At 44.4% G+C, this 13,179-nt stretch carries 15 protein-coding genes; 5 read left to right on the top strand and 10 right to left on the bottom strand.

Annotated elements, in window-relative coordinates; genetic code table 11:
- Positions 1 to 66: 66 nt before the first annotated feature.
- The 9 genes from ACVBDU_RS16095 to ACVBDU_RS16055 all read right to left on the bottom strand — a co-directional run bounded on the left by ACVBDU_RS16095 (position 67) and on the right by ACVBDU_RS16055 (position 7,570).
- A complete protein-coding gene (locus ACVBDU_RS16095) occupies positions 67 to 1,506 on the bottom strand; it encodes a type IV secretory system conjugative DNA transfer family protein (RefSeq protein ID WP_447180747.1) in 1,440 nt (479 codons plus the stop codon).
- Positions 1,503 to 2,537, bottom strand: coding sequence for a MobB family relaxase (gene mobB / locus ACVBDU_RS16090; protein WP_447180746.1), 1,035 nt, complete (start codon positions 2,535 to 2,537; stop codon positions 1,503 to 1,505). The genes ACVBDU_RS16095 and mobB overlap by 4 nt, the downstream gene beginning before the upstream one ends.
- A complete protein-coding gene (locus tag ACVBDU_RS16085; protein ID WP_447180745.1) occupies positions 2,506 to 3,021 on the bottom strand; it encodes a BfmA/BtgA family mobilization protein in 516 nt (171 codons plus the stop codon). Before ACVBDU_RS16085 ends, mobB begins: the two co-directional genes overlap by 32 nt.
- Before the next feature lie 506 nt (positions 3,022 to 3,527).
- Positions 3,528 to 3,707, bottom strand: coding sequence for a hypothetical protein (locus ACVBDU_RS16080; protein WP_447180744.1), 180 nt, complete (start codon positions 3,705 to 3,707; stop codon positions 3,528 to 3,530).
- 320 nt (positions 3,708 to 4,027) lie between these two features.
- Entirely contained in the window at positions 4,028 to 4,225 is a 198-nt protein-coding gene (locus ACVBDU_RS16075; protein ID WP_163625481.1) for a hypothetical protein, read from the bottom strand.
- A gap of 180 nt (positions 4,226 to 4,405) precedes the next feature.
- Entirely contained in the window at positions 4,406 to 4,786 is a 381-nt protein-coding gene (locus ACVBDU_RS16070) for a DUF6876 family protein (RefSeq protein WP_447180743.1), read from the bottom strand.
- A 71-nt stretch (positions 4,787 to 4,857) separates the two neighbouring features.
- Complete coding sequence (locus ACVBDU_RS16065) at positions 4,858 to 5,196, bottom strand: single-stranded DNA-binding protein (RefSeq protein ID WP_447180742.1); 339 nt, start codon at positions 5,194 to 5,196, stop codon at positions 4,858 to 4,860.
- 616 nt (positions 5,197 to 5,812) lie between these two features.
- Positions 5,813 to 6,493 carry a DUF1281 family ferredoxin-like fold protein gene (locus tag ACVBDU_RS16060; RefSeq protein WP_447180741.1) on the bottom strand — a complete coding sequence of 227 codons (681 nt, stop codon included), beginning with the start codon at positions 6,491 to 6,493 and terminating at the stop codon, positions 5,813 to 5,815.
- 240 nt (positions 6,494 to 6,733) lie between these two features.
- A complete protein-coding gene (locus tag ACVBDU_RS16055; protein ID WP_447180740.1) occupies positions 6,734 to 7,570 on the bottom strand; it encodes a DUF932 domain-containing protein in 837 nt (278 codons plus the stop codon).
- Positions 7,571 to 7,795: 225 nt separating this feature from the next.
- On the opposite strand from ACVBDU_RS16055, the gene ACVBDU_RS16050 reads away from it, so the two are divergent.
- The gene (locus ACVBDU_RS16050; protein WP_447180739.1) at positions 7,796 to 8,125 is read left to right on the top strand and encodes a YegP family protein; all 330 of its coding nucleotides are present in this window, start codon (positions 7,796 to 7,798) and stop codon (positions 8,123 to 8,125) included.
- A gap of 46 nt (positions 8,126 to 8,171) precedes the next feature.
- On the opposite strand, the gene ACVBDU_RS16045 is transcribed toward ACVBDU_RS16050, so the two are convergent.
- Complete coding sequence (locus ACVBDU_RS16045) at positions 8,172 to 8,669, bottom strand: hypothetical protein (protein ID WP_447180738.1); 498 nt, start codon at positions 8,667 to 8,669, stop codon at positions 8,172 to 8,174.
- A gap of 856 nt (positions 8,670 to 9,525) precedes the next feature.
- On the opposite strand from ACVBDU_RS16045, the gene ACVBDU_RS16040 reads away from it, so the two are divergent.
- From ACVBDU_RS16040 to ACVBDU_RS16025, 4 genes are all read left to right on the top strand, one after another.
- Positions 9,526 to 10,563: a DUF4062 domain-containing protein gene (locus ACVBDU_RS16040; protein ID WP_447180737.1), complete on the top strand. Its 1,038-nt coding sequence runs from the start codon at positions 9,526 to 9,528 to the stop codon at positions 10,561 to 10,563.
- Positions 10,564 to 10,719: 156 nt separating this feature from the next.
- Entirely contained in the window at positions 10,720 to 11,373 is a 654-nt protein-coding gene (locus ACVBDU_RS16035) for a cytochrome P450 family protein (protein WP_447180736.1), read from the top strand.
- Between the two features lie 4 nt (positions 11,374 to 11,377).
- Positions 11,378 to 12,436: a phosphoadenosine phosphosulfate reductase domain-containing protein gene (locus ACVBDU_RS16030; RefSeq protein ID WP_447180735.1), complete on the top strand. Its 1,059-nt coding sequence runs from the start codon at positions 11,378 to 11,380 to the stop codon at positions 12,434 to 12,436.
- A 137-nt stretch (positions 12,437 to 12,573) separates the two neighbouring features.
- Entirely contained in the window at positions 12,574 to 13,140 is a 567-nt protein-coding gene (locus tag ACVBDU_RS16025) for a hypothetical protein (protein ID WP_447180734.1), read from the top strand.
- Positions 13,141 to 13,179 lie beyond the last annotated feature (39 nt).

The raw sequence follows: 13,179 nt of genomic DNA, 5'->3' as shown, positions 1-13,179 counted from the left end.
GTAAACTAAAACCTTATGTTTTATTATTCTTGTAATCCTTTAAATTGGTTGTTATTGTTGAACAGATTACTGAAATAGCGTTTTTGCTTCCCGGTGGATGCGCTCAAAGTTCACTTGCAGGTCGGCGGCTGTCACGGGGGCCTTGGGTTCCGGTCTTTCCTTTTCCATGGGCTGGAGGGTGAACCGTACCTTTTTGTCCCTGCCGTCCGCAAAGGCGATGAATTCCCCGGTGCGCAACCGGAAGAACTGGTCGGCCCTTCGTTTGGCCACTTCCTTTTCCCCCTTGGTGACCCGACTCTCAAAACTCATCCCACTGCTCTTGCTGATGCTCCGGGTGGGCTTGGTGATGATCTCAAAAAAGCGTTCGTAATATTTGGCCGTATCCGGATCGTTGGCCTTTCCGAAGAACTGATAGGAGAGGTTACTCAGGATGGCCTTGCTGGCCTTGTCCCCGTAGAGCAGGTCGTTCTGTACCTTGTCCTGCATCACATAGACCGTACTGATGTCATAGCTTCTGAGGGTGGCGGGAACCCTGGGCATGTTTGGAAGTTTCAGGGTAGGGGCCTCCTCCATGAGGAGAAAGGAGGAGTTCCTGCCCCGCACGCTCATCTGTTTGATCAGGGTGTGCATCACCATGGCAATGACCGGGGAATAGGCCGAATCGTATTTGGGATTGTTGACCAGGGAGACCACGGCCGGATGCTCCGGGTGGTTGATGTCCAGGGGCACTTCGTCCTTGGAAAGGACATAGCACAGTTTGCGGGAACCGATCTTTTTGAAGGCATTTGCCATGGAGCTTTTCACCCCCGCGGTCTGTTTTTCCGATTCGATCCCGTTGATAAAGGCGCTGGCCAGTCCCATGGCGGTCAGGTCCGATTTGAGGAAGGCCACCAGCCTTTTGGTGCTCATGGCCTGGAACAGGGCCATGATATGGGGCAGGGTACAGTAGTCCGGCCGGGCGGTCCTCATTTTCCAGATCAGCCCGCTCAGCAGGCCTTCCACGGCATCGGAGAAGAACTTGTTGCTCCCGCTATGTTCGGAAAAGTTCTGTTCCAGCAGGTTTTCCATGAGCACCCGGGAAAGTGCGTTGACGCTTTCCTCGTTGGGCAGATATTTGGGGGCGATGGGATTCACCCGGTAATGGATCTCATCAAAGGCAATGGTGTAGAATTTGGTGTGCTGCTCCCTGAAGAGGGGAGCGGCGATCTCGGTGAGTTCAAAATCCTTGTAGTCGTGGATGACCCCACAAAAGCCATATTGGCTGAAATGCTGCAAATAGTTATAGATGACGCTTTCGGTTTTTCCGCTACCTGCCGAACCGATCACCGAGGTTCCCCTGCGGATGTTCTCGGCCTTGAAGCTGCCATTGTCCAGGGTAAAGCGCAGCCTGTATTTTTTATCGATGTGGCCCTTCTTTTCCCCGCCCAGCAATCCATAGAGCAGGGTCCCCACAAAGAGCAGGGGCAGTAGCCCATAGAGGATGATATGTTCGATGGGCCAGTTCATATGCCGATGGATCCGGATTCGATGGCCCTGCCGATGCCCCTTTTCAGGGCATTGATGGCCTTGAGGGTGAGCTGGACCTTGTTGGTCGGGATGCGCAGCAGGGTGGTGTCCGCCCCGGACTGTTGCAGTAATTTAAAGGCCAGGGCCTTTTCATTGGTCGGGAGTTGGGTAATGGTGGCAAAATACAGTTTGGGGTCCTTCAAAAAGGTCTTTCGTGCCTTATAGGTTTCCACGTAATTGCGCTTGTATTGGAACAGGACATCAAAGGTCTTTTCCGAATTCTTGACAAAGGCATCCCGGTCAAAGCCGCGCTTGACGGTCTTGCCCTGCATTTCCACCGTGGAGGCCTTGTATCTGCTCCCGGGGGACAGACTGTAGCGGTTGGAGGTATCCTTGCGGCTGACGATGATATGGATATGGCTCTGCGGGCCCGGTTTTGCCATCCCCCGGACGATTCGTTGACCGTCCAGCTGGTGGGGGGCTTCCCGTTCCAGCCGCCGGATCTCCTGTTGCAGTTTTTTGAGGTCCCCGGATCGTTCCCCGGTTTCGATGCTGCGGACCTGCTGTCTGAGTTCCAGGATCTCGGTGGCATAGGGCTGGTTCTCCCTGATCTGCCGGTCCGTGCCCTTAAAAGTGCGCTGGCGTTCCACCTTGGCGTAATATTTAATATCCTCCACGGTCACGGGGCGTCCGTCGATCTCCCGGTGGAAGGCCTTGGCATATTCCTTCATGGCTTCCCGGGTGTAGCGCTTGAGGGCTTCCGGGGAATCCCTGATGGCCCTGAGTTCCCTTTGGCTGGGGTTGAGGGTAATGGAATAGAACTTGGGTTCCTTCTTTTTGAGCTTGGCCGTGTTCCCGTCGATTTCGGTTATGACTTCCTTGGCGGAGATCTCGTCCCCGTTTTGGTCAAAGAAATGTTCCAGTTCCGGCAGGGGCTTTCCCTGGTTCTCTTTTTCCAGGTAGTCCACAAAATCGACGGCGCTTTGGGCGTAATTGCCCTCAACCTTCTGTGCGGTGATCGTGATGTACATCGTGTAATTGCTTTTTAAATTTTTCCAGTTCGTTTTTGTCCATATCCAGTTTGTAGTGCCCCTTGCCGAAGGTGCCCTTTACATAGGTCAGTTGGGCCAGGAGCTGCCGGACCTGTTTGTTCTGACGGCCCAGCTGTTGTTGCATATCCTCGTAGCGATTCTGGTACTGTTCCAGTTCCCGGTCCCGGGTGAAGGTTTCTGGCGGCCCGAAGTCCACCTCTTCTTCCATTTCCCTTTCCTCTACTTGGGACATTTCGTGGAAGAGGGTATCGAGCATGGCCTTGGTGGGCAGGGTCTGGTATTTTTCGATGTTCTTCAGGATGGCGATCACGGCATTGATGCGCTTGTTGGTGCGGTTGTTCTTCAGGCCGAGGTCATCGTGCGGGTGGAGGTCGTTCCATTCAAAGAAGTTCATGATGGCCTCCAGGGTCCGGGTATGGGAATCCGACACCAGGCGGGAAAAGGCCCGGAAGCGAACGGCCACTTCCTTCTTGATGCTGATGGCCGAAAACCGATATTTTCGATAGGCATCCTCCATGATTTACTGTAAAAATTTCCCTGTTTATGGGTGTTCCGGCGGTTTTTACTGTAAACCCCTGAATACCCGGTATTTGAATTGTTATTTAAATAACTGATAATCAGTTATTTAATATTAAATGAATGAAGTCAACACCGCAACGCGTGTTGTCCTCTTGCTCTTCCATTTTGTCCCGCAGGGACAAAAATGTATCGCCCCGAACTGTACAGTCCGATTGTCTTGGGATGGTACGGCAAAAAGGAAAGTCAAACCAAAAGGGTTTTGCCGTACACTGGGGCTGTGATGCCCTGTTTTAAAGATAGGCACAATCCCCGTGAGGAAAAAATACGGATTCGTTGCAATTGGGTGCAATTACAGGGAAATGGTATGGAAGTTTCGTTTTGGCCATCCGAAAACGTCAGATGTTCGGGGCAACGACCAAAAAAAGGCCCTCGGAAAAAGGCCTTTTTCGGTTACTGTTCCTTCGTTGCGGTACCCGACTGTTCCCGATAATATTCATACCGGAATATCCAGAGGTTGACCACCAGGGAGAAGGTTTTGTCCACCGTGGTATCCGGTACTTTTTTGATGACACTTTCCTTTGGGTGTTTCTTGGCCGGGATTTCCAGCGACTTTTTAACTGTTGCTTTCATAGGACATGAATTTAAATTATCGATTATTTGCCGGTGTCCCAGTCCTTCCCAAAAATTTCAACTCAAAAGGAAACGGAATAAGTCCCGAAGGGTGGGTTTGTGAGGAACGAGCAAAGCCATTATGCCGTAGTCTTTTGATGGGAATATTTTTGAAGGGCTATTTTGCGGTCAAATAAGGGATAGGGGTTCCTGCGGACGTTCACGGTCTTGGCAGGCAGGCGTGACCCCGGTTGATTTTTGGGTGTTCGATCCTCCCAAAAATCAAATAGGAACAAAAAAAGACCCTTGGGATGGCAAGGGTCTTAGGTGGTCCGTCGTGTTCACATATTGAACACGTAATCGTAGGTGTACAGGTTGCGGATGGCTTCCTGTTCCACGAGTTCGTCATAATCGAGATAATGGCATTCGGCATAGTTGCGCAATTGCTCCCCGTAACGGCTCTCCACTTCCTCTCTGGAAATGGAAAGCAAATGGTTTTGGGTCTCGGCATCGAGATTGCTAAAATTGAGATAGACCATTTTTTAAGGATTAAGGTGTTCTACAGGTCGTACAGGTCAGGGTCAAAACCCTCGGGGTAGTCCCGGGGTTCTTGTTGCTCCTCCAACCAGATTTCAAATTCCGTCATTTCGGTATTGTCATCCATGATGTCAAAATTTTACATTGAAAAAAGAAAAGGGGAGAAGCTCCCCTTTTCGGGCTTAGTATTCCGTGGGCAGCATCAGCGTATCGTCCGTGAAATACAGGCGCAATTCATCCAGTGGAAAATCGGTTACGGTATAACGGTGGGTCTCCAATATGTTGCCGTTCCCATCCCCGTAGGTGATGGTGGCCTCACATTGTTGCGCTTCCCGTTCCTCTTGGGAAAGCCGTTTAAAATCCACGGTGACAAAATAGCTTTTGTCCATCAGGCTCTTGGCGATCACCGAAACATCGGTGATGAGCCAATAACATTCCGCCTTGTCCGCAAGGAATTTGAGCCCGTCCGTAAAACGGGTCTGAAGTAAGGGGATACTGTAAAGGGTCTGTGTACCGCAAAACTGTTGCAAACCTGCTTTGATTTGGTTACCTTTAGTGTTCATATTGATTTCGTATTTAGAAGTTAAACATGAAGAGAGGGCGCCCCGTTCCCCCGTTGCGCCCTCTTTGCTATCTAGTCGTTACCGCCCAATAGGAGGATTTCATTGGCCACCACTTCGGTGACGTAACGTTTTACGCCCTCCTTGTCGTCATAGGAACGGGAGGTGAGTTTGCCCTCGATGGCAATCTCCTTGCCCTTGTCCACGTACTTTTCGATAATGTCCGCAGTCTTGCCCCATGCCACGATGGTGTGCCATTCGGTACTGGTCACTTTCTCGCCCTTGGCATTCTTGTAGGTTTCATTGGTCGCCAACGAAAGCCGTGCCACTTTCCTGTCGTTCTCAAGGTTGGTAATGGTGGGTACCTGCCCCACGTTTCCAATCAACTGTACTTTGTTTCTCAACGTACTCATAATAAAAGGTTTTAAAGGTCTGCACTCATGGCAGACAGGTTAATAATGTCCCCCGTATCTCTGTGCAATTGTGTCCAGATTTTAAGGGGGTGTTTGTTTGCTTCTTACGTGCAGAGCACCATAAAATAAGTGGGTTCAGTCAAGGCTTTTGGGAGGAAATCAGGAGTGTCTGCGACGTAGTTTTTACCGAAGGGCAAAAAACAAGGAAGTAGAAACCTTATTTGTGAGCAAAACAGGGCCTGGCCTTGACGGGTTCCATAAGGGCCTTAGGAATTCCTTCTGACCCATTTGTGTCCGAGTGTACGGGAAGTTAAACGAGGAAAGCAAATGGCGTCCTGATTGGAAGTCCTTGGGCACTGCCCTGTTTTTCGAGGCCCCGAAAAACTACCAGGGCTTCTTTTATTATGAACCCCTTAAAATCGTCGGGCCAAGGTCCGGGTTTCAGACAGCCCCGGCAAGGCCCCAAGAAGGGCTTGCCAGAGGGATGGCGTAAAGAAACCCTGCCCTTGGACTTCCTTATTGGATTTTTGATACCCTTTTTAATGGGACGGCCATGCCATGCCACAAAAAAACTCCCGAAACCGAAGTTCCGGGAGCCATTATTGTGTTTATCATCCTATATGAGCTCCACCCGTTTTACCAGGGCCTTGGGAGCCTGTTCTTTGATGTCCTCGGGGCTTGTAGCAAAAATGCGTTCCTCGATATGCGGGTTCTGTTCAAAGGTGACCGCGTACAGTCCCATGCCCGTGAGTTCCAAAAGTTGTTTGAGCAATTTGGGACGGTCGGGTTCGGCGACACATTGGTACAGGCGCATTTGTCCCAATTGGGATACCGTGGTCATTTCGCTGGTCTCGATACGGCATTGCAGTTCCAAGGTAGCCTCGTGAAGGAAGCTTTCGTAATCGAGAAAGGCCATATACTGCCAATAGTTTCCCTGGAAAACAATGTTGGTTCCCTTTTGGTCGATTTCCAACCTTCCGCCGAAGCACATCCCGAGTTCCTCAAAGTCCATGGTGATGTGCAGTGAGGGATAGGTCTTGGCCAAGGTCTCGAACAGGGGTACCGGGGGTGACCAGGCACTGTCCCCGGTAAGTTTCAGCACTTTGTCCTGAAATGAAATGTCAGGGGTGAACCACTTGGTGCCGACTACCTCATAGATGTGTTCAAAGGGAATCTCCCTGTCGAGGACGTGCTCAAAATCGATATAGCCGTCCTCTTTGGTCAGGAGCCGATGGAGCGTGTCGAGCTCTGCTTCGTTTCCGGTTATGGTGATGGAATTGTAACATGAATTTGCCATGATATAAAGGATTTAAAAGGTTACATAACTTGGAGGTTTCATGCAACCGTTAAGACGGGCCGCAAAGGCCGATAAAGCCATGAGTCTGGCGAAATGGTGTATCGGTGCGGGCCGTAGGTTTGCTATGAAACCTACAAGTGGTCTTTCAAATTCCGTTCATGGTACAATTGTTAAGGAATGGAAGGAAGGGGTAGGATAGGGCCACCACGGAGTGTAGGGTACCTGAGCGGCCCTGGGCCTTTAGGCCATCTCATGGATTTCCTGGAAGAGTTGTCTGTCCAGGCGTTCCTGTCGCGAAAAGCTACGCTTCAGGGTACGGTGCAGCACGGCATTGAAGGCGTTGTAACCCAGCCAAAGGTTCGGGGTGACCCCCAGGGACATGGCTTCGTTGTGCAGGATGTCGATTACCTCACGGGCCTTTTTGGACGGGGCATCGTTCTTATCGCTGCACTCAAAGCGGAACAGTTTGGTACGCTCCAGCACTTCCCTGACGAATTCATGGGTATCCATGAGTTCCACGGCCATCATCCGGCCAAAGCTACCGGAAATGGTGTAGAATTCGTTGTCGAGGAACCTGCGGAAGAGCCCTTCCAGTTCCGGCATGATAAGGTGCACGCCATTGGTACTGTGCTTGATGGAAAAGGCAATCTCCGACTGTACGACGTGCAGGCCGTTGGAACATACCATACGATAGAAGCCGAAGTGGCCCGAGGTACGCTCACTACCATCATAGGAATTGGTGAACCGGAGCAATGGCAGAATAGTGTCCGTCTTATTGCCCACGGAGAACTGGGTACTGTCGGAAAGGATAAAGTCCATACTGAAGCTGCGGTCCGAGCGGTTGATGGTCTGGCGGTGGTAGGTCAGTCCGGCATCAATGAGCATCTGTTCCGCTTTGGCGAAGAACAGCTCATTGGGGATGTGCCCATAGCTTTTGGACAGGATGTTCACAATCTTGCCATTGGATACAATGACATTTTCAAGCCCTTTACGGGGTTCCATTTCGGTGAGTTCCCTGAGGGGCCTTACCGCGGACGGTACAAAGACCTCGTCCTGTTGCAATTTGTCTAAATACATAATACATGGATTTAAGGTTAAACAATATTTGCAGGACACCCAAACGGAAGGCAGGCCGTGGAGCGGCAAGGAAACGGAATAAAAAGAGAGGAAGGAACGGCTTTATGCCGTCCCTTGTCCGATGACGGGCTGCGACGTTTAACTTGATGCAAATGATTGGTTGAATGATGTGTGCAAAGGCATTTTTTACTATCTTATGGGTGCCGAACACAAAACCATTTAACTATGTCAAAATTTGAGATTTACAAAGACAGGGGCGGAGAATTCAGGTTTCGATTAAAGGCTGGCAATGGGCAGAACATCCTTGCCAGCGAGGGTTACAAAGCCAAATCGGGATGTACCAATGGTATTGAGTCCGTCCGAAAGAACTCCCAGGACGATGATAGGTACGAACGTTTGGAATCTTCAAACGGGAGTCCGTATTTCAATCTAAGGGCTACCAATGGTCAGGTTATCGGTACCAGTGAGATGTACTCCTCATTCAGTGCCATGGAGAATGGCATTGCCTCGGTCAAGAACAATGCCCCGGGTGCAACCGTGGAGGATCTGACCTGATAAAGTCCATGGTCAAATTCCGTTCTTACCATTGAAAAGCTGTCCGTCAAAGGGACAGCTTTTTTTGGGTTGTGTTAACCTTGCCAAATGATTTTGGGGTATCGGACTTCATGCGCTCTTTCAGGGCCTGACGGCGTTTGTCGTAAATCCAAACCCTGAGCCGTTTCAGCAATGTCTCCTCATAGGAAGAAAGCTTCTCCGGGGCTATTTCGACCATGGCCTCCAATTGCCCCGCATTCTTAAAGGTCTTGGCGTATTGCAGTCCACACCAGGTATAGATGTTAACCCATTCCCCGGGCATTGGGGCCTCCAAGGTACGGGGCATCATATAGGCCACTACCTCGGTCAGCGAAGCCATTGGCTGTCCCTGCATCTGGGTCAACAGGCGGGCCAGGGTGATGTTGTTGAGCAGGTGTTTGGGCACGGCATCCTGCCAGGAGTTCGGATAGACGATGATGGGACTGGTCAGGCAATCCATGAAATCGAAGACAAAATCAGACTGGGCCTGTTTAGGGGGGCTTTGTTTGGGTCTGGGTTGTGCCAAGGGCTCTAAATCAAAGCCGAAATCGAGTTGGTGAATTTCCGGATGTTCCATGATGATTACTTTTAGGTTCAACATTATTTTCAGGACCAACCAAACGGAAGCGAAAATTTTGGCGGGGCAAGGAAACGGAATAAATTGGCCTGCCGATAGGCAGGTGGTGGGAGGGGAGTGGCTTTATGCCGTCCCTTGTCCGAGAAATATTTTCCGGGTTTATCTTGTGGAAATAATGGTGGGATACTTTTTAAATACTATTGTTCCATTGGAAGCAGGGGCAAAGCGGACTTAACCCCTTCCTTTTTGTGGCACGATGCTGACCGGGAAGTGTAGTGTCCTATTCCAGGCCATTCCGGAATAGGCAGCAGAACGGGAGCAAAAAGGAAGGGGTTGTGTCCAAGACTATTTTGACGATGCGCATTTCTCGAATTGGAGTCAACGGAAAGTAGGGGAATGGGCTGAGGAAGTGGTTACTTCTAAATTATTTGGATAGGTAATGGAACCGTAAAATTATTTAGATTTTTTTAAGAGTTTTTTATTAACTTGGGAACTGTTTTTTTAACAGCCATATTCTTATTAAATGTAAAACCGGCTTTGCCTTGTGTTAAAGCAAAAGTCCCCTCTTCGACCGGTTTGGAAAAGGAATTAGATTTACAATATCGTTTTGATTAAGGAAAGATGGAACAATCACTCCATTTATTTTACATCAATTGAGATTAATTGTCCAATAATAAAATAACACGTCCCATGGAAATTGTACTGAAGAGAAATTTGCAAAACTCGGGCATAGCCAACCAAAATGGAAGTATATGCTTAGAAAAGTTCAGTATATAAACAAGTTGGCATTAATATTAAAAACTGAATGGAAGTAAAATACCAAGTATTCGTAAGTTCGACTTATAAAGATTTAGTAGAGGAAAGACAAGAGGTTATGCAAGCTCTATTGGAATTGGATTGTATACCTGTTGGTATGGAATTATTTCCTGCGGCTGACGATGACCAATGGACTCTAATAAAAGGATTGATTGATGATTGTGATTACTACATTCTAATTGTTGGTGGAAGATATGGTTCAGTAAATCCAGAGGGTATAAGTTATACTCAAATGGAATATGAATATGCAATGGAAAAGGGAATTCCAGTAATTTCTTTTTTACATAAAAATCCTGAAAATATTGCAGTTGGCAAATCAGAAAGCGAAAAAGCATTAAAAAAGAAGTTGGAAGATTTCAAAAAAATAGTTCAACAAAAAATGTGTAAATACTACGAGAGCCCAATTGAATTAGGTTCTATCGTGAGTCGAAGTTTGGTCAGATTAATTAAAGATAAACCACAACCTGGTTGGGTTAAAGCCACATACCTTCCGACAGAGGATAGTACAAAAGAGATATTAGAATTAACTAAACAAGTTGAAAATTTAAAATTAGAATTAGAAAAATCTAAAACCAAAGCACCTGAAGGAACAGAGTTTCTAAGTCAGGGAGACGATAAAATAGAAGTTAACTTCACCTTTAAGGCACAAGGAGATTGGCGAACTGGAAATGAAAGCTATTCAGTGAGTACTCAAATAAGTTGGGATGAAATTTTTGGAGAAATTAGTCCGCTAATGATTGACGAAACTTCTGAAAGACCAATAAGGGTTAAGCTCAATGAGCTAATTAGGAATAAAACTTTTAAAGAGTTATCTGAAAAAGTCAAAAAAGATGAAAGAGTACCTACCGAATTTAGCATTAAAGACACTGATTATCAAACAATAAAAATCCAATTGAGAGCACTAAACTTAATGACAGAAAGTATTAGAAAAAGAGGTGTTAGAGATACTGCTACGTATTGGACATTAACGCCATATGGAGATACTGTAATGACAAGATTGAGAGCAATTAAAAGAAAACCAGAATAAATACTAATGCCAACAAATGGCTATAAGTAATTGCTTGTTCTCGCCTACTTCTGAAAATCCTCGCGGATTTTCAGTTTGGTGCGTACTTGCAAAGTAAAGTACTAAACCACGCAACTACTCATAGCCGAAACCGTTGTAAGGCATTTGAAATAAACTATGGAGCAAAATACTTTAAAGAAATTAAGACTACTAATTCCAGGTATAATTGGAGTTATTATTGGTACTTATTATTATTTCATAATAACAGGCAAATCATTCGAAGAAATAGAATTTAAAGAATATTCAATTCCACTTCTTATAGCAATTGCTTTTGGGACATTATTTTACTTAACAGACATAAGGTTTTTAATTACAAATTTCTCACATAAAAAAATTGACTTGAATATTAAAAACCATATGATTAAGCTATACACCAAAAGCTTAACAGATGAACAAAAGCAATTTTTATATAAAAATAATAGACTGAAAAGCGTATTCTATAATATAATTGATAATGATGAGTCTTTAAAGAAAAAACAAACTAATGTTTATTTCAATGGTCTTATTTGGACATCGACTGCTGATTTAGTTTTGATTAGTTTCTTATTCGCATTAGTATTTTTAGTTTCTATTATGATTTTCAAGGAGGTAGCTGACCCACTTCTGATGGGCGGTTTTATTTTAATACTAATATCTCTAATTTCATTAGTTGCACACGTTTTAGCTTTTCTAAAACATATTAAACTTTCTAATGAACAAATCGAATATATTGAAACACATCACATTAATAGAGTAGATGAAATAATTGATGGTATGATAAATAACATTTGATTTAATGACTGAAGGAGATAAAAAAGCTATAGAAATGATAATTGAAGAATATCAAAAAAATGATATTCCTTGGTTTATAGGCTATAGTGGTGGCAAAGATTCTTCCTCTATGCTTTCATTAGTATTCAATGCTCTAATGAAAGTAAATAAATTTCACAAAGATGTTACTGTAATGTATTGTGATACTGGAGTAGAAAATCCGATAGTCACTGATTACGTTTTTGAGACTTTTGAGAATTTAAAGAAAGAATGCTCTATACATAACATACCTCTAAAGTTTAAAATCCTTAAACCAAAATTAAACGATAGGTTTTTTGTTAAAGTAATAGGTCGTGGATATCCTACGCCAACTAATATTTTCCGATGGTGTACTGATAAATTGAGAATAAATCCAGTAAAACAATTAATTGAAAAAGATGACAAGGCTATTATTTTACTTGGAATAAGAAATACAGAGAGCGAACAAAGAGACAGAACCATTGAAAAGCACAAAACGGCAAACGAGTATTATTTGAAACAAAATGGCTCATCAAATAAAATTATTTTTAGCCCAATTATTAATCACACATTAGAAGATGTATGGTTGACTTTGAGATACTCTGATTTACCGAAAAGTATTGATTTCTCTAAAATTAGAGATATCTACCAAGATGCTGAATCCGAATGTCCAGCTTACAAAGAAACAAAAGGTTCGTCTTGCGGTAACTCAAGGTTTGGATGTTGGACTTGTACAGTTGTCAGAAAAGACAAATCAATGGGAAATCTAATTGATAATGGTTATTCGGAATTAAAAGAATTATATGAATTTCGGAACTGGATTTCGGAATTTAGGGATAATGAAAAATATCGCTGTGATTTTAGAAGAAACGGTGTTAAAGGATTAGGTCCAATAACATTAGAAGGACGAGAGATTATTTTAAATAAATTATTGCAAACCGAAAAAGAAAGCGGATTGAATTTGATAAGTGATGAAGAAATCCAAAGGATATATGAACTTTGGGAAATTGATAAATCCAATAAAAAATATAAAGAAAAAAACGCCTTACAACAAAGATGGCTATAAGTAATTGCTTGTTCTCGCCTACTTCTGAAAATCCGTGAGGATTTTCAATTTTGTATGTACTTGCAATGTTAACCGCTAAACCACGGAACCATTGATATGAGGAGACCGCTAATTGAATTTTTAAATGAATTTATAAAATGGATGACAAGAAAATAATAGACGATAGAATAAGCACCAAACTGAGTGATGTAAATAACTTAAATGTCTCAGAAATACGGTCTCATATAATTGTAACCATTAATCAATTTGAATATTATTGCTCCCTTATATTACTTTCATACTTTGAACCAAAAAAAGACAAAGAATATGATTTTGTTAAAGTTTTATTAAATGGCAGTATTATTGGATTTGGTGGGAAAGTCAAGCTTTTGCGTAGCCTCTCAATAATTGATGAAGATGAATTTTCTCGATTAATGCAACTCGCCAATATAAGGAATGGTTTTGCTCATTCATTACACTTTGAAACTCTTAATGAAGATAATAATATGGAAAATGGAGAGATTACAACTAGACTTCAACACTCACTTGAAATCCTTAGTAATAAGGGTGAAATTGAATTAAAAAATATGAAGGAATGGTTCGAAGTCTTTATGGATAAATCTGATTATTTTTTGTATTGGTTACCTCAAATTTATGAGGACTACAGGATAAATGGTGAAATTAAGAAAGTAAGCAAACAAGATAATTATCGAATTCGTAGATAATATATCGCTTTAAAGAAAATAGAAACAATGGTACTACAT

Source organism: Sinomicrobium endophyticum (assembly GCF_052983315.1).
Note: the sequence above shows the minus strand (reverse complement) of the source record. Positions and strands in the feature narration are given on the sequence as shown.